We start from the raw sequence: 26,096 nt of genomic DNA, 5'->3' as shown, positions 1-26,096 counted from the left end.
GAAACTCTCACGAACTAGATTCGCTTTTTTTGGCGACGGTATTGCCCAGCTGTTCCTCAAGCTGTGCCCGAGCATTTCTTAAGCGTTTTCGCGCTGCTTCGCTTTCAACCTCGTTGTTCGCAGCGGCAGCAAGTCGGTCGTCAGAAAGCGGGTCCGTTGGGCGCCCGTCAACCAATACTTCATAATGAAGATTGGGGCCGGTCGCGGTGCCGCTCGACCCGACACGGCCAACCATCTCGCCAGCCTCCACGCGCTGACCTTTGGCCAGACCATCGGCGGTTGCGCTAAGATGCGTATATCGCGTGACCGTATCCGATCCATGAGCGATTTCCACCACACGCCCATACCCCCCGCGCCAACCAACATAGGATACCCGGCCCGGAGCTGTCGCATGTACCGGCGTGCCGCGTGCAGCAGCAAAATCGACACCTGTATGCATCCGCACATTGCCGTAGACCGGGTGTTTTCGCCGACCAAAGACTGAACTCAGGCGCGCGCCTTCGACGGGTTGGGCAAAGACACGAAGAAGTTCACCATCAACATAGATCGTGGCGCGACCGTTGTCGTCGTCTGGCCATGCTATTTCGTAAAGCCGATCATCAACTTCCAGCGCCGCAAAAATGAGCTCGGACTGGCCCACCCTCTCGCCATCGATGCTCTTTTCGCGCCAGAGAAGACGGAGAGCTTCACCACCTGTCAGGTCCCTCCGAAAATCCACTGTCCCGCTCAGCATCTGAGCGAGATCCACCGCAAAACGAACCGGGATCTTTGCGCTACTCAGCGCATTTGAAATCGAAGTTTCGATCTCTGTTTTGCGGGCCAGAATGACAGTGTCGGGTTCCGGTGAGACCACGCGCGTGGACAACGTCTCGCTAAGTGTCACTTCAATTCTCACGCCATCTTCCACGGCGAGCTCCACACTCCACAGTTGATCCGCTGCCGTTGCAACGACTGTTATCGAGTGACCCGGCCGCAAGCGCCGCAAGTCGTATTCAGCGCCAAGTGCAAGTGCGATTTCGGCGCGATCGGTTGCGTCGATCCCCGCGTCAGACAGCATACTGTCGAGTGTGTCACCCACTGCAAGCTCGCGCGTCCATGTTCGTGAAGGTGGTTCAACAGGTGGCAAAGGTTCCTCTGCCTGAATGGGTTCCGGCTGAGCAGGTCGAAACGAAACGGGGCTTGGAGCGAGTTCTGCCGATGGTACATTCAGCAACGGAGCCGATGTGATCTGCGGTTCCGCAGGAAGTTTGGGCAGCTGAAAGACCGTGGGCGCAGGCGCCGTCATTTCAGACCTGTTCGAGGCAATGAACATGATCGAAGCAATCGAGACGCTGCTGATCGCGATCGCCGAGGTTGCTAGAAACCGTGCGTTCATGATGTTGTATCCGCTCCACTTTTCAAAGCGCGGCGGATCTTGGGTACAGCGAACTCTCTCTGCTCATGATAGTCGATGGTGCTGACAAATTCGCCTGTGGGGTTAAACAGAAAAACACTTGCGGTGTGGTTCATTGTGTAGTCGCCATCTTCCAGTGGAACTTTTTCATAATTGGCGCGAAAGTCGTCTGCGGCTTGCGCGATTTGGTCCGAAACGCCGACCCAACCGCGAATAGCCGGATGAAAGTAGCTGACATAATCGGCCATGGCATCGACCGTGTCCCTTTCAGAGTCTACGGTTATAAACACGACGTTCAACTCGTCCGCGTCATTGCCCAGATCATCCAGCCAGAGGGAAATATCCGAAAGAGTCGTCGGGCAAACATCCGGGCAGTAGGTAAAGCCGAAGAACACCATTGTTGCACGTCCGACCAGCGATTGCGGGGTGACGGTGATCCCTTCGTGATCAACCATGCGAAAGTTCATGTCCGACAACGCAAGGGGGCGAAGGCGATCGGATTGAGCCGCTCCCGGCCCATCCACTTGCCACCATCCGGCAAAGAGCGTCAGGCCGATTGCTCCAAGTCCAGCAGACCCGAATGTGAGAACGCGTCGCCGCTGCATCAGCTCTCGGGGCCTCGCGCCGCGATGCCAAATATCGGCACGTTGACGGTCTTTTCTGCGCCATCAGCAAAGATAAGAGTCAGCGTAAAGCGCTCGCCTTCGATCATAGGGCGTTGCAGCCGCATGAGCATTGCGTGGAGCCCGCCCGGCTCAAGCGCTACGAAACCACCCGGCGCAATTTCCAGCTCGCCAGCGGGTGCCATGGAACTGACGCCCTCTGCATTGGTCGATGTCTGATGGATCTCGGGCATCCTCGCAAGATCGGTGCGGATAGACGTCAGCGTGACGGCCTCATTGCCGGTGTTGCGGATCGTCATGTAAGCGACCCCAGGTCGGTTGGAGCCAATAGAAGCGCGCGACCAGGCATCTTCAACGACAACATCGTTGCCCCCTGCCAGAACCGGTGCCGAGAGAATGGCCGTCAGACCGAATGCACTCAGTACACCTGCCAGAAGAGTATTTTTTGCAGTGAGTCTCATAGTACCTCTCGCTACTGCTCAGCTTTGCAGTGCTGCAACTTCTGCAGCGACCAGGCGCCTCAATTCAGCCTCACCAAACGGATCCAGAGATTTGCCATTGACGAAGAATGTCGGAGTTTGCCTTATACCGGCCGCTTCGACATCAGCGCGATCCTGATTGAGAACACCAACTGTCTGGGGCGCAAGCATTTGTGCCTGCGCTGCCTCGGCATCCAGTCCCGCCGCTGCTGCAATTCGAATAATAAGACCAGGCTCAGGCGCACCATGCGCGGCCCATTTGGGCTGCTCTCGCAGCACGGCTTCCAGGACCGGTTCAAAGACCCCCTGCATGCGTGCCGCTTCAAGCACGCGGATCGCCTCCTCTGAGCCTTCGCCATGGAAAGGGGTGTACCGGATCACAACACGCACGGCGTCTCCATGCTGAGCCATTATGTCCTTCACGACCGGATGAAAGGCACGGCAGGCTTCACAAGCCGGATCGAAAAATTCGACAATTGTAACCGGTGCGTCTTTAGGGCCGAGAACAGGCGAGTAGGAACGGATAAGTGTTTCGGCGATTTCGGGTGCGACAGGCTCGGTGTTGCCTGAAGCAGTCGTTCGGTTCACGTACCAGGCGGCGGCCCCGAATCCGGCCCCACCGAGCGCGAGAACGGACAAGATCATGCCACGTCTGTTCATACTTGTTTCTCCTTGAGTGAAAGGGCGCACAGAACGCCGATCAGCGCGAATGAAACGAGCGCCATCAGCGGAATCGGGATGCCCAAAACAGATTGATTTGCGTCGGTGCAGGACGGACCACTTGCCGAGCATGGTTGGATTTTTTCCGGGATCAGACCAGCATACAGGCCCATGTGCCACAAGGCGACAACGGCGCCCCCCAATGCCAGTGCTATCCCGTATCGGCCCACGTTCTGGTCCTGCCACCACAGGCCAAGCCCCAGTACGATCGCCAATGGGAACATGAACGCGCGCTGGAACCAGCACAGCACACAGGGCGTCTGCCCCAGGATCTCTCCAATGAACAGAACAGAAAGAGAAGCAACCAAGGCAATCGCCCAGGCCAGGCCGAGAAGTGTATCTTTAGAAAACCGGGACATGGTGCTCAGAGTCTCTGTTTCAGATCCGCAAGAATTTCTTCGGCAGGCGTGCCATAGGACCAGGACTGGACGAATCCAGCGTCCTTGTTGAACAGAAACAGATGAGAGGTATGCCCCATCGTATATCCATCCGGCGCAGGGGTTTGTTCGATCCGTTCGTAGAATATCGGAAAGGTCTTGGACGTTTGCGCAATCTGTTCTGGCGTGCCTGTAAGCCCAATGATCCCCGCATCGAAAAGTGGCACATACTCGGCCAGGACGGCCGGAGTGTCGCGTTCGGGGTCAATTGAAATGAAGATAGGTTGCACTTGGTTTGATTGGTCGCCCAGCCCTTCCTGCACTGCTGCTACCTCAGACAGTGTTGTAGGGCATACGTCCGGGCAGTTGGTGAACCCAAAAAACACCAACATCCATTTGCCCGCAAAGTCGTTCTGAGTACGGACAACACCAGAGTGATCTGTCAGTTCGAACCTGGCTTCGAACGGGACAGACCCCTCCTCAATCCGCGCAGGTCTATATTCTGACCACAGCATCAGATAGGCAAATGCCGCCGTTGCGACACCAGCCATTACCCATAAGATTTTCTGAAACACGGTCAGTTTCAAAGTTAGCCGTCCGCCTGTGATTCTTGGTTCAGAACGGCATGTACACCCTCTACCTGCTAGAGGTTCAAAGGGGTTTTTGAGCCTGCGGCTGGGTGTCACAGGTCCACCGGCTGGAAGGTACTATTGTGCGGTGTCGACGCGAACCTACATAAGCTGTAACTTTGCAAGGAGACCCAGATGCTGACGATCGGAACGCTCGGAAAAAAGACCGGAACCAAGGTTCAGACGATCCGCTACTACGAGCAGATCGGACTTATGCCGGAACCGGGGCGCACCGAAGGTGGCCAGAGGCGTTACGGCCATGCCGAACTGGATCGCCTTGCATTCATCCGTCATTCCCGCCAATTGGGGTTTTCGCTTGAGGCGATACGCGAACTGCTTGATTTGTCCGACGATCCGGATCGCCCATGTCATGAAGCCGACAGTATCGCGCGCCGGCAACTCAAACAGATTGAGCAAAGAATGGCGCGGCTGGAAGCGTTGCGGACCGAGCTGGAGCGCATGGTGCATGAATGCAGTGGCGGCAACACCTCGGACTGTCGTGTTCTCGAAGTTCTGCGCGATCATTCCGAATGTCTTACTGATCACGAAGAAATCGGCGCGTAACCCCGGGCAGCGTTATTGCGAACTGGAATTAGCCTCTTGAAGCTATAGTCACTATAGCAGTTAAAAGTCTTTCTGAGTTGATTCGACGAGAGACCAAATGCTGAACCGAGACCCGTTGCTAACCGCCACACCTCTGCTTGATTTTGAAACACCCGCAATTTTGGGGCTCATAACGGAACGGAGCTGGCCCGATCTGCCTGTATTGGATCGAATTGGCGCTATTTATGATTTCGTGCGTAACGAGATTGCCTTTGGTTACAACCGTGCAGACGATATCCCGGCGTCAGAGGTACTCGCCAATGGCTATGGGCAATGCAATACCAAGGGCACTCTTCTGATGGCACTGTTTCGCGGCAGCGGTATCCGATGCCGTTTGCATGGCTTTACGATCCACAAAGAATTGCAGAGGGGTGTGGTTCCCGAGCTTTTCTATCCGATGGCGCCGATGGAGATTGTGCATTCATGGGTCGAAGTCGAAGCAGAGGGTACGTGGCTAAAGCTGGAAGGCTTTATTCTGGATGAGCTTTTCTTACGCGTGTTGCAGCAGACATTTCCCAAAACAGAAAGCCTGTGTGGGTATGGTGTGGGGACGGATTGCCTGAGCGATCCCCAGGTCGAATGGGAAGGCCGTGACACATACATTCAAAGAAACGGCATCGTGCAGGATTTTGGGGTCTTTGACTCCCCTGACTCCTTCTATGTCCGTCACAGGCAGAACTTTGGCTTTTTCCGTGAACTGATGTACCGAGTCGTCGTGAGGCATTGGATGAACGCACGTGTCAGAGCACTACGCACTGGCAGGCTGGTAGCAAATGTTTCGGCAACACATTCCCATGGAAACAGCGGTGAATCCGTTTGAACGCTAGATTGGCACCAAGAATTTTCCTCAACGCAGGCGACTTTCAATCTAGCAAGCTTGAGGCCTTAACAAACCAGCGTGAGGGGGTGTGTAGCAGACTACACCGGCCCGGTTTCAAGCGAAGCATCCAACCTTCAACCGCGATGGAAGAAAGGAAAGACACGAGCCTTTTCCTTGGAGAATTGGGAGATTCCGGCTTAGTTGAACCGTTTTTGCAAGGCCGTATTCAGCGCCTCTGACAATAAAACCAGAACAATGATTGCCAACGTCACGGTCGCAGCCTTTTCATACTGAAACGACCGTACATAGGTTTGCACATACAGCCCGATGCCACCGGCACCGACAATGCCCAGTATCAGGCTTTCGCGCAGATTTAGTTCAAACCGAAATACGGTATCGCGCATGATCACAGGCGCCATCTGCGGCCAGATCGCCCAACGCAACTGTTGAATTCTGTTGGCTCCCGCGCTTTCAAGCGCCGCCACAGGAGCGGTAGCAACGTTGTCGATGGCTTCCGCATAGAACTTTGCCAACATGCCAGTCGCGTGAAATGTGATTGCCAGAATACCGGGAAGTGGTCCCAACCCAACAGCGCCCACCATTAGCATGGCGACCAGGATCAGCGGGATCGACCGGATAACCGCCAGCAAGGCGCGGACGGGGCGCCAAATTGTTGGTGACACCATAGTTTCAGAGGCCAGAAGGGCCAGTCCCGAGGACAGGATTACAGCGAACAATGTTCCCAGAATGGCGATCCTCAGTGTCTCCGCCAGCCCTGTCAGAACCTCGCGCCAAACGGACAGGTCAGGTGGGATCATGCGCCCCATAAACTCTGCCAGACGGGGCCCTGCGCCTGGCAGCTTGCCCAATCCCATATCCCCGCTGGTCAGCGACCACAGGATCGCCAGAGCCAGCATGACCCAAATGACAGATCGGCCCATCAACTGACTACACGCAGCCCCGATGTGACACTGGCGCCGTGATACAGCTCGTCGATGTCCCCGCTGGTAAATTGAGCCGACGGTTTGTCGAACAATACCACGCCATCTCGCAGGCCTATGATGCGCTCGGCAAAGCGGCGCGACAGATCCGGCTGATGCGAGCTGAAAATGACGCCGATACCACGGCTACGTGCAGAGCTTGTGATCAGGCTCAGAATTCGTTCGGCGTGAGCAGGGTCCAAATTGCTGACGGGCTCATCCGCAAGGATCAACTCGGGTTCTTGTGCCAGACATCTGGCAATCGCAACGCGCTGCCGTTGCCCACCCGACAACTGATCGGCACGGCGGCTTGCCAGGTCTGACAGCCCCGTATCCTGAAGCGCCCGTGTCACGCACATGTGGTCCTCTTCCCGGAACCGCCCCCAAAGCGAAGACCAGATATTCATCCGGCCCATCCGACCGTTCATTACATTCTGATAAACACTCTGCCGATCAACCAGTGCGAATTCCTGAAAGATAAAGCCGGTATTGGCACGGTCCTCGCGGGATGGAACCCCAGTTGCCAAAAGTGGCTTGCCAAGCACCTGGGCTTCGCCGTGCCAACCACGCAAACGACCGTCCAACAAAGCCAGCATCGTTGATTTGCCCGCACCCGAAGGACCGAGTAGCGCGACGCTTTCACCGGGCTGCACTGATAGTGAAACTTCTGTAAGCGCCGCTGCACTGGCAAAGTGTTGCGATATCGCGTTGAGTGAAACTACAGGATTCATTTCAGAAACCCATACCGCCGCGCAGTCTCGCGCACGCCCTCGTAAACCGATGGATCAGCAGGAAGATAGCCATCCGGGCCATAGAGGTAGGCCAACAGATGACGGTTCTCACTCTCGTTGAGGCGCAGCATGGTTTCAATGAACTTTGCCTGCAGCCCGGCGTCCAGATCAGGGCGGGCAATGATTGCGTGGCTGGGAATTTGTTCTGATTCCGCCAGCACCTTGACCTCGGCCTGCTGATCCGGGGTCAGATAGAGATCGGCATACTGGCTTGCGCCTGCCGCATCGACCAGTCCGTTGGCCATGGCCTGCATCGCTTGCTGATATCCGCCAGCAAAGAATTTCTGCCCGAAAAAGCTGTCGGCATCGCCCGTGCCCGCGAACAGCCCGGCGCGCACAAACAGATCAAGCGGATAGATGTAACCGGATTCCGAGACCGGATCGGAAAAGGCGATGTCACGTCCCCGGAGATCGGCCAGCGCTTCGATTCCGCTGTCACGCCGCACGAAGACCCGGCCCGAATAGCTGGGTTGCCCGCGATAAACCTCGGACAATAGCGGTACGGCGCCGATCTGGTCTTCGGCCAACACAAAGGGCAACGCTCCCATGAACGAGATATCGGCATCACCGTTGCGCAGCGCCTCAACGGCAGCAGCGTGGTCGAACGTGACAAACCCCGTGACCGGGACGCCCATCTGCTCTGAAAGCCAGCCGGTGATGACGTTGATGTCACCCAACAGCTTTTCGGGGTTCTCCTGCGGGATGAAGGCCAGCTTCAGCCCCTGGTCAGTTGCAGCCATTACGGGCATGGCTGCAGATGCGGCTGCAGCGACCAGAAAATTGCGGCGCGACAACATCAGAACATCCTCTCGTCAATTTCGGCCTGCATGGACTTGAACAGTTCCCACTGGCGGATGGCTTCGGTCCAGTTTCCTTCGGCGCTGGCATCGCCAACCGCTCGCAGGATCGCGGCGAATTCGTAGATTTCGGGCTTGGCGTTCTGATTGACCATGACACTGGCATCCGCGGCCAGATCAGGAGCTACCGTGTCGATCAGAACCGCTATGTTTTCGGCATCCTGCATCGGCAGCAGGGTATCGAGCGTACTGGCGAATGTCGTCAGCTCTTCCCAGGACAAGCGGAATACGCTGTTGCGACCTTCGAATACTTGATAGGGGTCTTCACCGTCTCCAACAGCTTCGACGTAGGCCGTCAGATCTGCGCGCTGTGCTTCGTCCAAACCCAAATTTTTGGTATCATTGAACCAGTCAACAACGCTGGCCAGCGTCGGCAGCGATCCGTCATGCATGTAAGGTGCAGTGAAATTGACGTTGCGCAGCGTCGGGGTTTCGAACGCAGAAGCCGTGCCGCCGGGGAATGGTGGTTCAGCGCTGCCGATGTCGTAGGTCAGACCATCGCGGAACTGACGGTCAGGCGTGTGACACGAAGCGCAGGATTTGTCACCAAGTCCGGCAAATTTGGTGTTGAACAGCAACTCCCCGCGCTTGGCGGCATCTGACGCCAGATCGGTCAGCTTGCCGGACCGGTCGATCTTTGGGTTGGGAAGAAAGTCGAACTGTTTGACATAGGCTTCCAGCGCGTCCAGTTGGAACGGCGTTGGTTCCTTTCCCGCGAATTCGGTCACAATCACATTTCGGATGAACCGGCGCAGGCTGGGTTCGCGCCCGTCGCGGCCATAAGGTGCGGTAAAGCGGATGCCACGCATAGAAGGCGTGTCCAAGTGATCATCGGTCCGGTCATTGAACATTGGATTGAAAAACGATCCGTCCACATCCATCCCACCCGGATGGGATGAAAGGCCCGGAATGAAGAAATCCCGGTTCACGTCGGAGCGGTTGTGGCAGGTCGAGCAGGCGATGCCCAACTCACGCGCCGGGCCGCCGAAGATTTCGGGGCTGTCGAACAGCATGTCACCGTAGGCCACCAGCGGTAGATTAGCTTCATCCTCACCCGCCTCCTCAAACTGAAGAACCAGCCGCGGCAGCTGCGCCTGATCTCCGATGTTTGACCCTGGCGGCAGCGTGGCGGGCATTGTGATTTGTTCGCCGGAAAGCACAACTGTTTCAGGCAGCGGTGTTAACTTGTCGCGTTGGGCATACTCGGATGGCAGATAGTTGGCACGAATATAGGCAGCGACAATGGCCTGAGCTTCTGCAAATTGGTCGGCATCCACCGTTTGGGCGCCGTTGCCCAGTACTCCTGCGCTGCCAAGGGTGGAGTTCAGAACCAGCCATGCCCGGCCCAGGTCGCGAGCCGCCGACGTGTCCGCAGCCTTGATACCATCTTCGAATGCGCGGAACAGAGCAGCCGCTTGCGCGACCTCGCGGGCCGCCTCAGGCTGACCCAGCGCGGTCTTTGCGACATCCAGATGGCGCAGGATTCCCTCCGCAATGGCAGTTGTGCTTGCTTCGAACAGCGCCTGCCGATCTTCGGCTTGCATAGCTTGGTTGATCGCAAGCGCTTCGTTGTCGGAGACGCGTGATAGGGGAGCGACCTGAATGTCACTGCCAGGTGCGGGCGAAGTCCAACTCCTCTCAATTTCATCCCAGGGAACCGGGGTTAGATTTCCCATGAACAAGGTCAGTCGATACGCGGCAGCGCGCGGGGCCCAAGGAGATTCTTCAATCGCCGTGGCATCCGCGATCACTGGCAGTGCGCAAAGAAGTGTGGACGCTATCAGATGTTTCATAGCACTGTCTATTTAAGTTAGCCTTGTCTAATTTAAGGATGAAGGCATGCTCATTGTCAAGCTCGGCTTTCAGGTGCATACACTGGAGACTAGACCAGCGACGTAATCATGAGCCGATGACCGAAACAAAACCGGTAAATTCAGATCGTAGTATTGATACCCAGGCGAGCGGGTTTGAGGCTGTGCGACAGGCTCACCAAAGCGAAATGGTTGAAGACTACGTTGAACTTATCGCGGAGCTGATCCATCAGAATGGTGCAGCGCGCCCGGTCGAAATAGCCGAGCGATTGGGCGTGACCCAACCTACGGTTTCCAAAAATTTGACTCGTTTGAAACGAGAGGGTTTCATTGAGCAAATACCTTACCGCTCACTTCAGTTGACCGATGCCGGGCGTCAATTGGCGGAAGCTTGTAGAAGGCGTCACCGGATTGTCGTGGAGTTCCTGATCGCCTTGGGCGTTTCACCGGAAGTGGCAGAGCATGACGCTGAAGGTATTGAGCATCATGTAAGTGACGAAACTCTTGCAGTGTTTGAACGGTTCGTTGGGCGGGCCGATGAAGCAAAGTAGAAACAAATAGAGCCTCAAATATGTTTGCGAAATTTGGTAGATCTAATTTCAGATAGACAGAGATTGTCCTAAGTTGCAGCTAGACAGTGACGCTATCTGAGGGTGGGTGGCCCGGCGCGAAACTACGTGGTACCTGAAAATCGATACAGGTGCAGCGTAGTGAACGAACCCTTAGAACAAGAATCCAATTCGGTAGACGATCTGGCTCGCTTAATAATCGGCGTCAAGATTTCCAGCGGCAAAAAACCTGACTACAGCAGCGATCTCGATACTGAATAGGCGAAAACTGAAAGGTTGCGTAAGAATAACAAATGTCGAAATCAAAGTGTCACTCATTGCACTGCTGACGAGGTGGCCACAACTGATCACTTGGTTTTCGGTTCCTGTCCTAGTGAGATCCAATACACCTTTGTTCAACTGGCCTTTAGTGATATTCTTTTGAAAAAATCAAAATGAGCCGGGCAGTTCCTATGAAAAGACGTTTGTTTCTCTCTGGCTTCATAGCCGCCTTTTTGTCTGGCTGTGCAAACAAGTTCCGTACTTACAATGGGCCGGTTGTGACTCGGCTTCGGCTATACAAAGGGCAGCGCCTACTTATCCTCGATGGTAGTGAGCGTGTCTTGCGGACTTTTCCGATTGGACTCGGATTTGCCCCCGAAGGTCACAAGCAATTCGAAGGAGACGGGCGAACACCTGAAGGCTCCTATGTAATTGACCGTCGCAATCCCGAAAGCCTTTTCCATCTTTCAATCGGAATCTCTTATCCGAACGAGGCGGATTCTGCGTTTGCCCGAGCTCGGGGTCGTTCTCCGGGCGGTGATATTTTTATCCATGGCGGCCCTCGCCCTGGAATTGATCCCACGAACAAGCGTGACTGGACCGCAGGGTGCGTCGCTGTCACAGATCAGGAGATTGAAGAGATCTACGCTATGGTCAAAGACGGAACGCCAATTGAAATCTATTCATAGAGGGACAGGTTCCAAATAGACAACGATTGCGGATTTGCCTTAGCGCTACGTTGACGGCGTCAGAAGCTATTACTGGAGCTTTCACGGCCAACGCCAGACTCGCTGTTTCGGCGAACGGGTCAGCACCTCCTGTGAAACCACGCTGGGCAAGATCCTCCAGTATACCAGGGCATTGCAGAGATAAGGCCTCAATCTCCAATTTTTGGCTGTTCGAACGAAGGTGACAGCATCTGCTGCCCTCGCGTCTAAGGGCTCTGTAGCCAAGCTTTGAACGTGACGCGTTTTCAGCAGAATAGGAGATTTAGAAACCAGAGTTAGAGTGGGCTCTACTACGGTGGCACAGCGGCGTAAGCGAAATTACGTGAAACTTGCGCCTGCGGTCTTTTCAAAGACAAAGCAGTGCGTTTTAGCCGAATTCAGAGATACCTAATCCGCAATCTTTGATCAATGTTACGCGCAAGTTCCTCGACCACCTCGTTTGCACTCAAGTTAAACTCTCTCACGAGATCCGTGATCTGGACCGGCTGAAAGCTATCAGCGTTCCGAACCAGTCTGCCGTCTTCAAAAGCGATAAACTCGTGAGACCTGCCACCCCAACGGACGATCCCACCGCATAGTCGCTGACTTTCCATATTGACCAGTTCGGCCACAGGGTCGGCAAAGAAATCGCTCCACTTAAGAAATCCAGTACTGACTGCCCGCGCCACTGCCTGTTCAATCGTCCGGCTTTTGAGCTTGGTGGTGATCGAAGCAGTCAGTGCCTCTACCATTCGCGAAGAATGCCCCGTCTGCCTGGCAATGACAGACGGTATCAAACCCGACGCGAGCATCTTCAACACATCCAGTTCATCGCCAGACAGGGAATCCGAGGGAAAGTTGAATACGGTTTCAATGACATCTAGCGCAAGCAGATGCAGGACCTGTGCCTCATGGCGAAGGGCAGGGAGCATTGTAGCGACCAAGGCGTCCCACTCAGACCGCGGCAGATTGGACGTAACCGTAAAAACACCACGCTCACCAAACGGATTGATAGCCGGAATGGAAAGGCCGTTCTGACCCACACCAAATTCCCTTGCAGCCTCGAATAGCGGTGCATGTTCACGCTGGTCATCAAACACAGCCCAATCAATTGGTGCAATCATTGCAGCGCCAAAGCGAATGAGGGGATCGGCCAGAACCAGATCGTTGTCGACGTAATGCCTGACCCATTCGGCCGGGAACGTGGTGCAGCCGTGGACAACGTTGTGATACTTGTCGATATGGGCGTAGGACGCATTTTCCAGTCCAAACCTGGAGCAAATCTCCTGGAGGCGCGCTTCGCCTGTTTGCCTGAAATCCAGTTCAGAATTGCCAATATCCGCGATTTTCATAAGCTGTCTTTCTGTTCCGCGTTGCCGTTGGGGCCGATTAGCAACCTAAAGCTGAACAAACTACTCGGGAATTCCCGTAGCCAATCACAGATTTGAATACGGTTCTGTTCTGGAGGCGGAAACAGAGCGATATCCTGCCGATGAGACACGTCAATTTGAGCAGCTGGCGGGCATAATCCGACACAGCTAAAACCCGCTCTAGTGGTCTTGCGGAAGCCCGTCTTCCTCCTCTCGGGCTCTACGCGCCAAAAGCCCCATGAAACTGGAAATCAGGTTCAATTTACCCCGTTCTTCAGCTTGCACCATGCCGCGAAGGTATCCACCCGAATTAACCACGGGCGGCAACCGCGGATCACTCAGCCTCGCATCCGTGATTACTCCAGCCAGGATCGCTCCCATGATGGTCAACCGATCAATCGCCGCGTGCCAGGCGGAGACATTGGTGCCAATCTCCGAAAGTCGGGACCAAACACCGGTCTCAATCGCAAAGAGGCTTGGCTTGGAATTCTGATCTCCACCACCGGCGATATCGATATGCATGCGCAACTCGGGTGAGGCCAGTTCATAAAGGATGCGATTGTTCACCCGCGGTAGTTTTTGGGCCTTGCGTGATGCCGTATCTGTCGGATGATTGCTTTCTAAGCAATTCGGAGGGCCGTCAGGCCCGAAGCCGGAACAATCTGGTTCCGAGGCTTTTGCCGAGGACATTGAACTCTCGCCATCGGCGTTACAGGACAGAATTGTTTCTTCAATTTGGTCTTGTATATGGGACCCGAAACGGGCTTCGGGTTCACCCGAAATTTCACCGGGTTTTGCGACATGATCTTCGATCCATTTCCAAAGGTCATGAGCCGCTTGAACGTGTAGCTTGAGCGCCTCCAGCGACATGTATTTCAGCTTGTCTGCGCGCGGCCAGGACCGAAACGCGTCCATCTTCGCGTCGAAACCTTCAGGAGGGCAGGGGAGTGAGGCAAGCACGGCCAGGCTGTGTTTCACATATCGATACAGCCGTGATCGATCCCCGCGCAGCTCGTCATGTTCTTTCTTCTCGGCTTTGCTTTGCTCGTCTGCGTCGCGCATCTCTGAAATGAGGTTCAGAGCAGGGGTCAGAAAGAGGCCGAGCCCCTTGCGCTTACAGCGCGCCCCATTTGCACCAAGCCTGCGTTGGAGCAGGCCAATCAATTCCAGTTCTCGTTCGTGATTGTGGATTGTCCGATCTGTCACGCCACGCCCGGCAATCAGTGTTTCCTGGCGCGCGTAGCAAAAGGGTTCCTGAGACGGGTCTCGAAACACGCATGGCGAGATCATGTCGATGATGATCTCAAAGGTGCGAATACACTGGGCCGAAGCGCCCCTGATTTGCGCATAGCACACACAGAGCTGTCGAAACCTGTCTCGGTTCCAACCCTCGGGAAGGCCGTTGTGAAAAGGTATGTTTTCGTGGTGATGTGTGGATGCGATCTGCCGAAAGCTCATTGTTTTGGCTTCCCTTGGAAAAGGTCAGTATTGGCATCGCGTCTTTGCGGGGCATGGAATTCGGAATGGTTCAACGGTCTCATGTTCTACTTCTCATCGGGGAAGCAAAGCGGGTTGAACCTCAGCGAAAAGACACAGAAAAACCGTTCGCACAGATGCGTTTATCCTTGTCAGTAAATTGGGAGTTTCCTATAAATCAGGTGATCAAACGTGACTTAGGAAGATCCCCGCTGAGGCCCCGCCTTGCGGGGGTTTTTTGTTTTTGGGACTAGGGTGTTCCTCTGGCCCAGACGACCTCGGTGCCAATCCGGCTGGCAAGCTTATTGGCATCAGCAGGGGCAACGCATTCACCCACTAGACAAACAATGTCAGTATCGGATGAGCTCGTAATCGCTGAACCCGAAAATGTCGGTCCACTCAACACCAACGCCGCGGAAGAAGCTGGGAGGTTCACAACGATTGCCAAGGGGCAGCCAGGCTGGGATTGGCGCGGGGGCGTGATCGGACCATTGAAAGCTTACGTTGTCGTCATAGCTGCCAACGACCAGATCAAGCGAACGCTCGCAGTCGTCCTCTCGCGACCGACGGCGATAGCTGTAGTGGCGCACATCCCAAACCCTGATGGACCTCACAACGTCGAAATCGGAAGAGGAAAGATCGACGCTGATCGGGGTGGCTTGGAAACCGTCACCGTATTGGCCGTGATGTGACTGGATCTCTTCTATCGAGATCGATGCGTCTACCAGTAATGGCTTAGCGGTGTCATCCGATGGAAGTTCTGGAACTGGGCTAGCACTGGTGCGCTTGATGGCTTCCAACCGTTCCATAGGACCCAAGTCCGAGGGGCTGTGTGACGTATTCATCGGACAGCGCCAGAGTTGAAGCGGAGGTTCGACCGGGTAGGGCGTGATGCGCCGAATGAACTCCGCCTTGGCTGCGACGCAATCAGCCGAACTTGGCCAACCTCCGGCGAGGCAAAGGAATATGGCACAGTCAATTGGATAGGCACTGGCCTGCGTGGCCGGCAGTGCAGCGAGTGCAACTGCAAGGACCTTCGCGCGAGTTCTATTCCTGGATTTTGAGTGTTTCAAGATGGTCTCTCCTGCTTGCGAATCGCTTAAGCAATATCCGGCCAATATATTTCTGACAATCCAATATCGTAAATCGGCTGACTTTCTTATATTGACGTAGATTGTGTTTTAGTCCACAACTTTTGGATGTAGAAGACGGCCCATAGGGGGTCGTCATGGCGGACAACAAGAGACAATACACTGTGGTAACCATCGAGATGGTCCGGGGCCTGAAAGAAGATCAGGTTCCCTTTACATGCCGCTACGAATTTATCGGACTCGCTTCCCTTGGACGACCAAAGTACCACTGCATTTATAGCTCTCCGAACTATGTCGGGGCCTTGTGCAAGTCGAAGATCTCTCGCGCGGGCGCTGAGCCCAGAGAGTTCGATCTTTGGCCGGGGCTTTTTAAGCATCACCAGGAATTTGGCGACGGGCGCATTCTTTGCGTCAAATCGGACTACACAATCGAGTCGATCACTCCAGAGGGTCTGGAAGCGGCGCAGGCTCTGGACGCGAAATCCAAAACCTGATCTGGCACGTTCGAGAACCTGGCTCATCAAATTACTGGGGCAGGGCACATGAAACGGCTCTTGTTTCTCAGCGCTACACTCGCGTCTTTGTTCTTTGTTGCGGTCTGGATTGAACCATCAAAACAAACAAAGACCCTTAGCGCGTCCGAAGTGACTGCCGTTGACGGCGATACGCTCGATCATGGCGAACACCGATATCGGCTTGTTGGGTTTGATGCGCCGGAGACCTATCGGCCGCAATGCCGTGCGGAAAAAACTCTGGGATTGAAAGCGAAAGCAAGGCTGACAGAGCTCATCCAGTCGGCGGACCAGATAGAGCTGGTCATCCAACCAGATCTGGACGTGCATGACCGCTTCCTAGCGGTTGGGCGTGTCGCTGGGCAGGAGGTCGGGGCCATTCTGATTTCCGAGGGTCTCGCGCGCCCATACTATGGCGGCAAACGCCGGTCCTGGTGCGGCTGAAGGAAAGGATCAAACAACGATTTAGTGACAACAGAACAAAACCACCGAGCAGTGAGCGGTCCTGTCGATTGCGCCAACAACCGACAGGACAAGAAACGCCCCAAATCCATCCGGGCATTCCTCAAACATCAAGAGAGAACTGTACTATGGTAAAAACAGTAACCCTAGATGCCGATCTTAGATCGGACAGCACCGCGCCAGAGTCAATGGGTGCGACCCTGAACAACGTGTCTGCGCTTGCGACGGCGCAGCACTGACCAGCGACAGCGCCGAACAGGACATCCCCGACACTTTGGTCAGACCTTCCGGCTGATTGATCCAAGCTGAATGCTGGCTTTCTACGAAGCCCGCGAAGGGCTCAGTGCTGTGTCCCGGCATCCAATTTCCTGCTGCTCAGATGATCGGAACCTCAACCTCATAATAGTAATTATGTAAAACCTACTGACCTAATTTGGAGGGCGAATTAGTGACCAGCTCCACCACAAGCTTCAACGAAAACAGACGCAGGTCCAACGTCATTTGGTCTTTGTTGGCGCTCCTGGGAACTGATGTCAGTGCCCAGGTCATCGAGTACGAACCCGATGGCAGCGTGTTCTTGAACGGTGCGCGGGCAGAAATCGTTGATGGCGTGGTGAAACCAATCCAGATGCGGGAATACGAGCTAGACGAACAGCCGCAACCGCCCAAAGCGAAGCGCACCGCAAAGATCGAGATTGCGGGAAAAGCACCGCGGCCTCGCAAAGCCTCCGGCGGCTGGTCGCAGGAACGGATCGTCAAAGAAATTCACGCGGCGGCGGATCGCCATGACATTCCGGCCGAGTTGTTCATGGCACTGGTCTGGCAGGAAAGCCGGTATCGGGCTGATGCTCTGTCGCCCAAGGGTGCCTATGGTTTCGCGCAGCTCATGCCCGGAACGGCGAAAGACCTGGGCGTGAACCCAAGGAACCCAGCTGAAAACCTCGACGGTGGCGCTCGTTATTTGGCGGCGCAGTACCGTGAGTTCGGAACATGGAAACTGGCGCTTGCCGCCTACAACGCCGGTCCGCATCGCGTCGTCCAGTATGGCGGCATCCCCCCCTTCACCGAAACCCGCAACTACGTGCGGATCATCCTAAGCAAAGTGAGTACAGAACTATGAAAAGACCCCCCATGAAACGGCACCACTTCATCCAACAAGTGGCATTCTTTGCGCTGACAATGACCATCGTCAGCGCAGCACCGGCCTCCGCTGGCTGGCTGCAGGATGCCATTGGCGATTTCATCAACGAGACATTGGCCGACTCGAAGGTCGTAGGCGTGAGCCTTGCAGCAGTTGGCTTCATCTGGGGCTGTCTGGCCTACGTGTTCGGCTGGGGTTCGCTGAAAGGGCCGGTGATCGCAATCGTCGTCGGTGCGGTTATCGGCCTCGCAGACACCTTCATCGGAGCCTGATTGATGGCTCGCCGCAATACGGTCTTTCTCGGCCTGAGCCGCCCCGCAGAATGGGGCGGTCTACCCGTGATCTACCTGCTGGTGATCCTCGGGTTGACCATGCTTTCGTTCTTCATGTTCGGGATAGCGCCAGCAATCATTGCGGGCTTTGTTTTCTATACCGGGCTGCGCCTCTTTTACGAATGGGAACCGGCATTCTTCCGCATCCTGTCCGTGACGCTCTCCAAGACACCACGCACCAAAAACCGTCAGCACCACGGGGGAGACTTCTATAGTGCCTAAGCCTGCTTCAAAGGATCTGTTTACCCTCGCTCGCTCGTTGCTTGAGCCGAGCTGGCGTAAGGATGAGATGCACCTGTTTCAGATGTTGCCTTATGGCTATGTCGTGGACGATGAGGTCATTTCCACACGCAACGGCGGACTGATCGCCGCTGCCGAAATTACCGGAATCAACGCAAACACGCTGGACGAAATCGAGTTCGAGTTCCTGGCCGAACGGTTTGAGCGTGTGTTGCGCACAACACCCAATGAGGTCGCATTCTACGTTCATCGCGTGACCGTCCCGGCTGAGACAGGGCATGTCATCACGGACACAACGGGCTTTGCTGGTGCTGTGGCAGAAGCCATGCGGTCAGCCTCTCTCGATGCAGAGTTGAAAGAGCGCAAAATCATCATCAGCGCCATTCTGCAGAAGCGTCAGGATGAACGCGCCAAGCAAATATTCGGCATGTCGTCTGGAACGATCGACGAGGAACGCCGTGAAATGATGGAACAGCTCGACGGTGTGTTCACCACACTGGCGGGCACGCTGGGCGAAAGCCGTGTTAGCCGGCTGAAGCTCAGCGACGGTCGATGGCTTGGCTATTATGGAATGCTGTTGAACGGTCGCTATCAGCCGATCATTCACACGAACATTGCAGAACCAATTGCCTTCAACATGCCGCAAGAGGACGTGCTGTTTCAGGGCAAGACCGGCAAACTGGTCACGAGCGACGATCAGGAACGCTCCATCCGTGTGTATTCCCTGAAGAACTACCCGATGGCGTCGTTCCCCGGCATCTTCGATGGGCTGGACCTGCCGGTTGATGTTGTGATTTCACAATCGTTCCTGCCGATCAGCCGTTCACAGGCGCAAGAAATGGAACGCCGCAAATCGGGTCAGATGCGCTCGGCTGGTGACAAAGCGAAGTCGCTGGAAGAGGACTTGTCCATCCTGGCCGACGGGATTGCGTCAGGCACGATGTCTCTCGGCAAGCACCACCTTTCGATCTGCGTGTTCGGGACTGAAGAAGATCTGAAAACCGCCGAAAAACACATCATCGGTGAAATTCAGATTTCGGGCGGCACGGTCAAACGCGAAGCGATGTCCGCGCGGGCGGTGTATTTCGCGCAGCATCCCGGTAATTTCGCGTTCCGTGCGCGTGAAGAACTGATCACAGATCAGAACTTTGCAGACATGGTTGCGTTCCACATGCGGCCAAAGGGCCTGCCTGAGAACAAGCTGCCTTGGCCTGGACCTCTGGCGACGTTCCCAACAACGCATGGCGACAGCTACGATGTTTCGCTGCACTTGCCCAAGACAAGCTCGGATGCGGAAAACCTGCCATCCGGCCATACCATCGTTCTCGGTCCAAACGGCTCAGGTAAGACCGTGATTGCAATGCTGCTGGCGACGATGGCGGTTGCGCAGGGCGCGCGCATCATCGCGTTTGACAAAGACCGGGCGATGGAAGCCCCCATGCGGGCACTCGGTGCTCAGTACACCCGCGTTCGGGTTGGCGAACCCACCGGCATGAACCCTTTCCAAACGGAAAGGGATGAGGCTGGGCAAAGCTGGCTGGCAAATTGGGTCACAGCTTTGATGAGCTATGACGAAAAGCTGACCGCCGAGCAGAAAGACGAGATAACTCAAGCCTGCCAAGCCAACGCGACGTTGCCCCCACAGCTCCAGAATTTCGATTCACTGGTGGAGCGGTTCAGAGCCTTTGATGATGGCAAAGACCTCTTCAAGCGCGCGAGTGAATGGGCGAGCGATGGGCGGTTGTCCTGGATGTTTGGCGAGGGTGGCACAGATCCGTTTGCCTCTGGCGATCGGCATCTTGTGTTCGATATTTCCGAGGTTTTGGATGACGAGTTGGTCCGGTTGGCGTGGATCAGCTACGTCATGCGCCAGATCGAGCGTCGGTGTGCCTCTAAGGTGCCGACCGTCTTTGTCATTGATGAAGCCTGGGTGATCGCTGGCAACGCTTACGGCGCCGAAATCCTCAAGAACGCCTACACCACGTATCGGAAGCTGAACGTCATGATGATGATGATGACGCAGATCCCCGATCACATCCTGTCGTCAGCAGCCAGCAAATCAATCTTGGAAAACACCAGCACGCAGCTCTTGTTCCCGTCCCGATCCGGCAATGAAGCGGATTACCGGGCAATCGGTTTGAACGATGCAGAGCTTGGTACATTGCGGGCGCATTTTGGCGACCGTGTGATGCTCATGAAAAAGGGTGATGAGAGTGTTTGGCTCGATGTCGATGTCGGCGCGCTCGGCCCGCTGCTTCGTGTTCTGAGCGGATCAGACGGAAAATCGTTCCCTGATCCTGACTGGCGACAAAACCCCAACTTCTGGAAGGAAACCACATGAAATCCCGCTTTGTCATCGCCCTTGTAGTTCTGGCCGCCGTCTCGGCCTGCACGAGCACCTATTCGGGCTATCGCAGCAAATGCGCCTGCGACTTTGAGCGCATGAACCCCGCAGATCTGGAGCTTGTCTGATGAATGTCCTGAAGAATTTTCGCATAAGCGTCGCTGTCTCAGTTCTGGCTGCCCTGCCCATCATGGCGTCAGCCCAGGGTGTTCCGACCATCGACGCCACGGCCATTACACAGGACGCCGCCAACTCGGCCAAAGAAATTGCCGAAATGGTCCGCCAGTATGAACAGCTGTTGCAGCAATACGAAAAGCTCGAACAACAGCGCGCCATGCTGGAAAACTCCTTCAAGGCCATTTCCGGCCTGACGGACTTGGACGAGTTCAATAGCCGCAGTTTTTTGAAGCTGGCGACTGCCGCCGACACGCTCGGCTATGCGCTGGATGCAACCGAAGACACGATTGGCGATCTTCCCGGCGTGGCCGGGCTGGCGATGGAACGCATGTCAATCAGTCTGGGGCTGAACAACGGTATTCTGAAAGAGTTCAGCACATCAGACGTTCCGGCCCGGCGCATTCTCTCAGAGCGCGGTGGCGCGGGCCTGATGGCATCGGCCCTCGGCGAACAGGGCTACGACATGGCCGGTCAGCTCTCCGAGGATGCTGAAAAGCTGCGCGGTGAAATCGGCCAGCAAGAAGATCTGAAGGATGCAATCGACTACAACACGGCGGTTCTCCTGAAACTCCTTCAAGTTGAAATTGAAATCTTGCGCGCAACCTCAGCTAATGCTCTGGCGTCGGGCACGGATCTGGCTGCCAACGCAGCGGACCTAAAGACGCTTAGCAATTACGCAAGAGGAGAAACCCAATGAAAAGCCGCACCACTTTCGCCCTGACCACACTCACGGCGGCGCTTTTTGCGTCGTCGGCCAGTGCTGAGGCCAGACTGCCGTTTCCCCCGAATGTTGATTGGACATTTGGCGAATATCGGACCTGTCTTGGCTACTCGGGCGTCCGAGCGTTCAAGAAGCCCCTGAAAGAATACGGGGTTGAACAGCTCGCTAACGCCGGTCAGGGCGCGGATCAACAGTATGTCGTTGGCAACTGGACCGATGCCATCCTGAATGAGCAAGTCATAGCTGCTCATGAATTTGCCATTGAGCAATGCCGCCTGCGCAAAGCCGATGAGGCATTCAGCACAGAATGCCCGCTCGGCAACCTTAGCCGCGAAGCTGCAATCGAGTTGGCAGGCGCGGACCAGAACGATTTCTGGTCGAAACCATCCAGCGAACTCAAATCGCTCAAAGAAGCGCAGCAAGCACGCTTGGAAGCGCTGCGCCCTGTAATTGAGGAGGCTTGTGGGCCGTGATTCAGGATTTCGTCAGCTCGATTGAAACAGCAATCAGCAACTTTTCTCAGCAAGCATACACCAGCCTTGCGGCGGATCTCGCATCCGCCCTCTGGGCTATTGCTGCACTGATCTTCGTGGCGATGCTGATCAACGGCGTACTTCAGATCAGAGAAATAGGGTTGGGTGGTTATATCGGCTGGCTCATTCGGGCGACGATAATCATCGGAATGGCCTCAAGCTGGTCCTTTTTTCAGCCAATCTATCAAGGCGTTCAAACCTTGCCGGACAGCATTGCCGGGGCGCTCACTGGCACCACAAATGTATGGCAGGCGCTCGATGAGATTGCGCTTCAATGCTTTATCATGGGTCAAACAGCTATCGAGAACGCCACGTGGGGCTTGAGCATTACAGGCGCAATCTTGTGGGTTGTCGGGGCGGTTATCGTCGCCTTTGGCACTGGCATGGCACTTATTGCCAAGGGCGGCATGGCAGTCCTTCTCGGTTTGGCACCCGTGTTCATTGCAACGCTTTTAAGCTCGGCAACTGCAAACATCTTTGCCGCATGGGCGAAAACGACCGTGGGCCTCGTCATGGTCATAGTTGTGCTGACAGGGATTGTCTCGCTGATCCAAGCGCTTTTCGCCTCGGAGCTTGGTTCCTTGTCTGATGTCAATGATATGGAAGCCAGCGGGCGTTTTCTTGCAATCTGTATCGTCGCTATCGTCATGCTTACACAGATCCCATCCCTCGCTGGGGGAATGTCAGGAGCTATTGTGTCAGCGTCATCGGGCCTTGCCGTTGCAACCGGTGCTGCAGCAGCCGCCAGAGGCGCGCTGGGAACAGCAGTTGATGGCGGGCGTGGCGCGGTGGCCGGTGGCAAAACCGCCGCTGCGATGGCTTCTGCAGCCCGCGACGGGACCGGCATTCGTGACAGCGCGTCTCGCGCAATGCAAGCGCGTCGGGACATAGCGCACAGAGCCCGCAATCAGGATGGGGCGGCTCGTCAGAGCTACGCCGCTGACCGCTATCGGCAGAGCATTCGAGCTGCTCGCGAAAAACCACAACAAAAATCGTCGTAATCCGAGGTACAGAGCAAATGTCACACGTGACAGATCACGAAAAAGAACTCTTTCTGGGCGCACGCCGTGATGCCTTCAAATGGCAGGTATTCGGCATGGTCGGCATGGCAATGGGCGTGGCCTCTATGATTGGCTGGGCGATGCTCCTTCCCCTGAAGGAAATCCGCGCGGTGCCATTCTCCATCGATCCCGACACAAAGCTGCCGGTGCTGCTGACTGAAAAGGTCGAAGAACTGGAACCATCCGAGGCGATGGCCTTCCGCGAGGTGGCAAACTATGTGCAGGACCGGGAAACCTATGATGTCCAGGACAACAACGAGCGCCTGAAATCGGTGCTGCGACGTTCTGATGAGCTGGCCGAAACGTCCTACCGCGAACTGTGGGACGGCTCGAACGACAACCATCCGGACGAAATCTATACGCCCAAGACAAAGGTGCAGACCGAAATTCTGGGCGTCTCGCCGGTCAACGATGAGACGGTGCAGGTCGAGATCCGCAAGTCCCTGATCGTGCCAAACCAAGCAACGGTCTCAGCCCGCTACGTGGTCACAGTGACCTACGGGTTTGAGGAAAAAATCGTGACGTCGATGGATGAGCTTCTTGAAAATCCATTCGGTTTTGTCGTCACCAACTACCGCGTCGACTCCATGGGAGACATCTGATGCAGCGAACCATTAAGACACTAACAACCGTCACTGCCGCAGTCCTGGCTCTTTCTATGCCTGTTCTGGCGGAAATCACACCGACGCCAGACGGAAAGAACGCGGATCACCGCATCACGCATTTTCATTACGTCGAGAACCAAGTGTACCGCATCCCTGTGGGTGAACGCCTGATTACCTATGTTCACTTTCCGCAGGGTGAAACCGTCCGCAGCATTGGTGCGGGCGACACTGAAAGTTTTCAGATCACCCGCCTGCAGGAAGGTCGCGTTATTGCGTTCAAACCGGAAATCCTCAACTCGGATTCCAACCTTACGGTTTTGACCAATCGTGGCTCGTACAACTTCTATCTGGTTCCTGCTGAAACTACCGCTGAACGCAAACGGGTGCCGTTCCGAGTCACATTCTATTCAAACAACAAAGGTGGGACCACGACGACCCGTGGCAAGGTGGCGCGAAGCGAACCCAAGCCAACCGGGCGGTTTGTGAACCAAAACTATTCGCGCTCGGGCAAAGCGGACTTTGCGCCGACGGCCGTTTGGGACGATGGCGTTCACACCTATATGCAGATCCCACAGGATGCGGAGCTGCCGGGTATCTTCCGTGTCCTGCCTGATGGACGTGAGCTGATGGTGAATACCACAGTCAAAGAGCGCGGCATTATCCAAGTACAGGGCCTATCCGATCTTTGGACACTGCGCATCGAGGACACTTCGATCTGCGTTCGAAACGATGGCGACGCGTTTCAGCAGGCGAGCGCAACGGGCAGGCCCGTCACTTCACAGACAGTTAAACCGGGGGGCAGCAAGTAATGAACCGTGAACAAACAATTGCGGCACGGGCGGCGGCGGAACAGCCGCCCCTGCGTTCCCGGAAAAGGCTTGAACCCAAGAAGCTCATGGGCGTTGCCCTCGCGGGTGCCGTGTTCGTTGGTTTCGCGTGGTTTGTGCTGGGCGATGACGCCAAGAACAGCCGCGCAGGTGTCCGCGTCGATGCCCTGCAGCAAAGCGGTGGCGAACGCTATGGCCTGCTTACGGCACGGGGGCCGGACGTAGACGAACCCGAACCAGACGCGTTGCCGGAGGAAATCGCCTTCGCAACGCCCGCCTCAGCTCCACAGCCGGTTGAATTCATCGGGTTTGATAAAGCCATGAAAACTATCGAACAGCTCAACGATCGTATTGCGGGGCTGCAAGGTGAACTGACAGACGTAAAAGTTTCGCTTTCTGAGAAGGACAGTGAAATCGCTTCGCTCACTCTGGCCAATGAACGCCTTCAGGTCAGGTACGACGAGCGCGAGAAAAAGTTTGAGACAGAGCTTGCCCAGGCCGTTGCTGACGCTGAGGCACGGGCACTTGCCAGCATGAGCCACTTGCAGACTACGGGTCTGACCGATGATGAGCGGCGCAGGCTTGAAGAACTCAAGCGGATGCGCGAACGCCAAAACCAGTCAGACGGCATCGTGTTTGATGAAAACCCATACGGCAGAAACTGATGGAGCTGACGATGAACAGAACAGCACTTACCCTCGTCCTGGTCACGTTGGCCTCAAGCGCAATGGCTCAGGAACAGAATTACCAGCCCATTAACAGTGGGTCGCAGCCGATCATTTTCCAGCCCTTGCAACCGGCACAGCAGCCCGTGCAGGTTCAGCCGGAAAGCACTCGCCTGCCTGAAGAACAGCGCGGCTATCAGGAAAACCCGAACACGACATGGCAGAACAATTTGGTCGAAGAATATCCCCCCATCGTCGGGGCCTCGATCATTGACGATCCGTCGCGCACGCTGACACAGGGCACGGTTTTGACAGCCGTGTTTGGTGGGGCAGTAAGCTCGGAGCTGCCGGGTAGTGTGGTGGCGACAATCACGCGCGGCGTCTATTCGATGGACGGAACGAGACTGCTTTTGCCACGCGGGTCTAAACTCTATGGCGAATACCGCGCTGATACAAAGCTAGCGCAAACAAGGATCGCTGTCGTTTGGAGCCGGGTTATCACGCCGGATGGTTTGTCTGCGCAAATCGGGTCGGCCGGGACGGATGGTCAGGGGCGGTCTGGCGCAACCGGACGGGTTGATACGCATTTCGGTGAACGGTTTGGGACTGCCGCGTTGCTCTCGATCATCGGGATCGCGCCGGTCGCGCTGGTGGCCGACAACGATAGCAGCAACTCGGTGCAAACGGATCTGGCAACGCAGGTCGGTTCAAACTTGCAGAATGCTACCGCAGCGGCGTTGGAGGACTACTTGCGGATCACGCCAACCATCTATGTGGATCAGGGAAGCCGCATCAACGCCATCCTGCAGCGTGACGTGGTGTTCGACAACTTCTGAGACAGAACCATTGATGCGGCCGTATCGTCGGCCCTTTCGGCCGTTCCCCGCACAATTGAGTGCGGCAGCGGCCTTTTTTTCGG

General features: G+C 55.7%; 31 protein-coding genes. 18 read left to right on the top strand and 13 right to left on the bottom strand.

Annotated elements, in window-relative coordinates:
• Positions 1–7: 7 nt before the first annotated feature.
• The 6 genes from ACR0LL_RS15915 to ACR0LL_RS15890 are packed head-to-tail and all read right to left on the bottom strand — an operon-like array spanning position 8 to position 4,143.
• A complete protein-coding gene (locus ACR0LL_RS15915) occupies positions 8–1,375 on the bottom strand; it encodes a M23 family metallopeptidase (RefSeq protein WP_209251493.1) in 1,368 nt (455 codons plus the stop codon).
• Positions 1,372–1,998 carry an SCO family protein gene (locus tag ACR0LL_RS15910; RefSeq protein WP_209251494.1) on the bottom strand — a complete coding sequence of 209 codons (627 nt, stop codon included), beginning with the start codon at positions 1,996–1,998 and terminating at the stop codon, positions 1,372–1,374. Before ACR0LL_RS15910 ends, ACR0LL_RS15915 begins: the two co-directional genes overlap by 4 nt.
• Complete coding sequence (locus ACR0LL_RS15905; RefSeq protein WP_209251495.1) at positions 1,998–2,477, bottom strand: copper chaperone PCu(A)C; 480 nt, start codon at positions 2,475–2,477, stop codon at positions 1,998–2,000. The genes ACR0LL_RS15910 and ACR0LL_RS15905 overlap by 1 nt, the downstream gene beginning before the upstream one ends.
• Positions 2,478–2,495: 18 nt before the next feature.
• Complete coding sequence (locus ACR0LL_RS15900) at positions 2,496–3,155, bottom strand: DsbA family protein (RefSeq protein ID WP_209251496.1); 660 nt, start codon at positions 3,153–3,155, stop codon at positions 2,496–2,498.
• A complete protein-coding gene (locus tag ACR0LL_RS15895; protein ID WP_209251498.1) occupies positions 3,152–3,574 on the bottom strand; it encodes a disulfide bond formation protein B in 423 nt (140 codons plus the stop codon). Before ACR0LL_RS15895 ends, ACR0LL_RS15900 begins: the two co-directional genes overlap by 4 nt.
• 5 nt (positions 3,575–3,579) lie before the next feature.
• Entirely contained in the window at positions 3,580–4,143 is a 564-nt protein-coding gene (locus ACR0LL_RS15890) for an SCO family protein (protein WP_209251500.1), read from the bottom strand.
• A gap of 213 nt (positions 4,144–4,356) precedes the next feature.
• Here ACR0LL_RS15890 and ACR0LL_RS15885 point away from each other — a divergent pair, with 213 nt between their 5' ends.
• Complete coding sequence (locus ACR0LL_RS15885) at positions 4,357–4,785, top strand: MerR family transcriptional regulator (protein ID WP_170634659.1); 429 nt, start codon at positions 4,357–4,359, stop codon at positions 4,783–4,785.
• A 97-nt stretch (positions 4,786–4,882) separates the two neighbouring features.
• The gene (locus ACR0LL_RS15880; RefSeq protein WP_170634657.1) at positions 4,883–5,644 is read left to right on the top strand and encodes a transglutaminase-like domain-containing protein; all 762 of its coding nucleotides are present in this window, start codon (positions 4,883–4,885) and stop codon (positions 5,642–5,644) included.
• A gap of 197 nt (positions 5,645–5,841) precedes the next feature.
• On the opposite strand, the gene phnE is transcribed toward ACR0LL_RS15880, so the two are convergent.
• From phnE to ACR0LL_RS15860, 4 genes are read right to left on the bottom strand one after another with little or no spacing between them, the layout of a single operon-like run.
• Positions 5,842–6,585 (bottom strand): phosphonate ABC transporter, permease protein PhnE, encoded by a 744-nt coding sequence (gene phnE / locus ACR0LL_RS15875; protein WP_209251502.1) that lies wholly within the window; start codon positions 6,583–6,585, stop codon positions 5,842–5,844.
• Entirely contained in the window at positions 6,585–7,355 is a 771-nt protein-coding gene (locus ACR0LL_RS15870) for a phosphonate ABC transporter ATP-binding protein (RefSeq protein ID WP_209251504.1), read from the bottom strand. The genes phnE and ACR0LL_RS15870 overlap by 1 nt, the downstream gene beginning before the upstream one ends.
• A complete protein-coding gene (locus ACR0LL_RS15865; protein ID WP_170634651.1) occupies positions 7,352–8,212 on the bottom strand; it encodes a phosphate/phosphite/phosphonate ABC transporter substrate-binding protein in 861 nt (286 codons plus the stop codon). The genes ACR0LL_RS15870 and ACR0LL_RS15865 overlap by 4 nt, the downstream gene beginning before the upstream one ends.
• Positions 8,212–10,065 carry a cytochrome c peroxidase gene (locus ACR0LL_RS15860; protein ID WP_170634649.1) on the bottom strand — a complete coding sequence of 618 codons (1,854 nt, stop codon included), beginning with the start codon at positions 10,063–10,065 and terminating at the stop codon, positions 8,212–8,214. The genes ACR0LL_RS15865 and ACR0LL_RS15860 overlap by 1 nt, the downstream gene beginning before the upstream one ends.
• A gap of 116 nt (positions 10,066–10,181) precedes the next feature.
• Between ACR0LL_RS15860 and mntR the strand changes: the two genes are divergently transcribed.
• Entirely contained in the window at positions 10,182–10,634 is a 453-nt protein-coding gene (mntR, locus tag ACR0LL_RS15855; RefSeq protein WP_170634647.1) for a manganese-binding transcriptional regulator MntR, read from the top strand.
• Between the two features lie 470 nt (positions 10,635–11,104).
• Positions 11,105–11,602 (top strand): L,D-transpeptidase family protein, encoded by a 498-nt coding sequence (locus ACR0LL_RS15850; RefSeq protein WP_170634645.1) that lies wholly within the window; start codon positions 11,105–11,107, stop codon positions 11,600–11,602.
• 416 nt (positions 11,603–12,018) lie between these two features.
• Here the strand turns inward: ACR0LL_RS15850 and ACR0LL_RS15845 are convergent, their stop codons facing one another.
• The 3 genes from ACR0LL_RS15845 to ACR0LL_RS15835 all read right to left on the bottom strand — a co-directional run bounded on the left by ACR0LL_RS15845 (position 12,019) and on the right by ACR0LL_RS15835 (position 15,311).
• Positions 12,019–12,972 (bottom strand): helix-turn-helix transcriptional regulator, encoded by a 954-nt coding sequence (locus ACR0LL_RS15845; protein ID WP_170634642.1) that lies wholly within the window; start codon positions 12,970–12,972, stop codon positions 12,019–12,021.
• A 198-nt stretch (positions 12,973–13,170) separates the two neighbouring features.
• On the bottom strand, positions 13,171–14,448 hold the full coding sequence (locus tag ACR0LL_RS15840) for a helix-turn-helix domain-containing protein (protein WP_170634640.1): 1,278 nt from the start codon (positions 14,446–14,448) through the stop codon (positions 13,171–13,173).
• A gap of 368 nt (positions 14,449–14,816) precedes the next feature.
• Positions 14,817–15,311 (bottom strand): hypothetical protein, encoded by a 495-nt coding sequence (locus tag ACR0LL_RS15835; RefSeq protein ID WP_209251506.1) that lies wholly within the window; start codon positions 15,309–15,311, stop codon positions 14,817–14,819.
• A gap of 383 nt (positions 15,312–15,694) precedes the next feature.
• Between ACR0LL_RS15835 and ACR0LL_RS15830 the strand changes: the two genes are divergently transcribed.
• From ACR0LL_RS15830 to ACR0LL_RS15765, 14 genes are all read left to right on the top strand, one after another.
• Entirely contained in the window at positions 15,695–16,051 is a 357-nt protein-coding gene (locus ACR0LL_RS15830) for a hypothetical protein (protein ID WP_142638830.1), read from the top strand.
• A 48-nt stretch (positions 16,052–16,099) separates the two neighbouring features.
• On the top strand, positions 16,100–16,513 hold the full coding sequence (locus ACR0LL_RS15825) for a thermonuclease family protein (protein WP_170634636.1): 414 nt from the start codon (positions 16,100–16,102) through the stop codon (positions 16,511–16,513).
• A 466-nt stretch (positions 16,514–16,979) separates the two neighbouring features.
• A complete protein-coding gene (locus ACR0LL_RS15820) occupies positions 16,980–17,651 on the top strand; it encodes a lytic transglycosylase domain-containing protein (protein WP_480588235.1) in 672 nt (223 codons plus the stop codon).
• A gap of 11 nt (positions 17,652–17,662) precedes the next feature.
• On the top strand, positions 17,663–17,944 hold the full coding sequence (locus ACR0LL_RS15815; protein WP_170753535.1) for a hypothetical protein: 282 nt from the start codon (positions 17,663–17,665) through the stop codon (positions 17,942–17,944).
• A gap of 3 nt (positions 17,945–17,947) precedes the next feature.
• Entirely contained in the window at positions 17,948–18,226 is a 279-nt protein-coding gene (locus ACR0LL_RS15810) for a VirB3 family type IV secretion system protein (protein WP_480588233.1), read from the top strand.
• Entirely contained in the window at positions 18,219–20,585 is a 2,367-nt protein-coding gene (locus ACR0LL_RS15805) for a VirB4 family type IV secretion/conjugal transfer ATPase (protein WP_480588231.1), read from the top strand. The genes ACR0LL_RS15810 and ACR0LL_RS15805 overlap by 8 nt, the downstream gene beginning before the upstream one ends.
• Positions 20,582–20,716, top strand: a complete 135-nt coding sequence (locus ACR0LL_RS15800) for a hypothetical protein (protein WP_480588229.1) — start codon at positions 20,582–20,584, stop codon at positions 20,714–20,716. Before ACR0LL_RS15805 ends, ACR0LL_RS15800 begins: the two co-directional genes overlap by 4 nt.
• Positions 20,716–21,462: a type IV secretion system protein gene (locus ACR0LL_RS15795; protein ID WP_480588227.1), complete on the top strand. Its 747-nt coding sequence runs from the start codon at positions 20,716–20,718 to the stop codon at positions 21,460–21,462. Before ACR0LL_RS15800 ends, ACR0LL_RS15795 begins: the two co-directional genes overlap by 1 nt.
• Entirely contained in the window at positions 21,459–21,959 is a 501-nt protein-coding gene (locus ACR0LL_RS15790) for a hypothetical protein (protein WP_480588225.1), read from the top strand. The genes ACR0LL_RS15795 and ACR0LL_RS15790 overlap by 4 nt, the downstream gene beginning before the upstream one ends.
• Positions 21,956–23,020 (top strand): TrbL/VirB6 family protein, encoded by a 1,065-nt coding sequence (locus ACR0LL_RS15785; protein WP_480588224.1) that lies wholly within the window; start codon positions 21,956–21,958, stop codon positions 23,018–23,020. Before ACR0LL_RS15790 ends, ACR0LL_RS15785 begins: the two co-directional genes overlap by 4 nt.
• Positions 23,021–23,037: 17 nt before the next feature.
• Positions 23,038–23,682 (top strand): VirB8 family type IV secretion system protein, encoded by a 645-nt coding sequence (locus ACR0LL_RS15780; protein ID WP_475220440.1) that lies wholly within the window; start codon positions 23,038–23,040, stop codon positions 23,680–23,682.
• On the top strand, positions 23,682–24,494 hold the full coding sequence (locus ACR0LL_RS15775; protein ID WP_480588222.1) for a TrbG/VirB9 family P-type conjugative transfer protein: 813 nt from the start codon (positions 23,682–23,684) through the stop codon (positions 24,492–24,494). Before ACR0LL_RS15780 ends, ACR0LL_RS15775 begins: the two co-directional genes overlap by 1 nt.
• Positions 24,495–24,580: 86 nt before the next feature.
• Positions 24,581–25,177: a hypothetical protein gene (locus ACR0LL_RS15770; RefSeq protein ID WP_480588220.1), complete on the top strand. Its 597-nt coding sequence runs from the start codon at positions 24,581–24,583 to the stop codon at positions 25,175–25,177.
• Between the two features lie 11 nt (positions 25,178–25,188).
• A complete protein-coding gene (locus ACR0LL_RS15765) occupies positions 25,189–26,013 on the top strand; it encodes a TraB/TrbI/VirB10 family type IV secretion system protein (protein WP_480588219.1) in 825 nt (274 codons plus the stop codon).
• The last annotated feature ends 83 nt before the right edge of the window (positions 26,014–26,096 follow it).

The sequence above is a fragment of the Ruegeria sp. AI2 genome, assembly GCF_056541275.1.
Note: the sequence above shows the minus strand (reverse complement) of the source record. Positions and strands in the feature narration are given on the sequence as shown.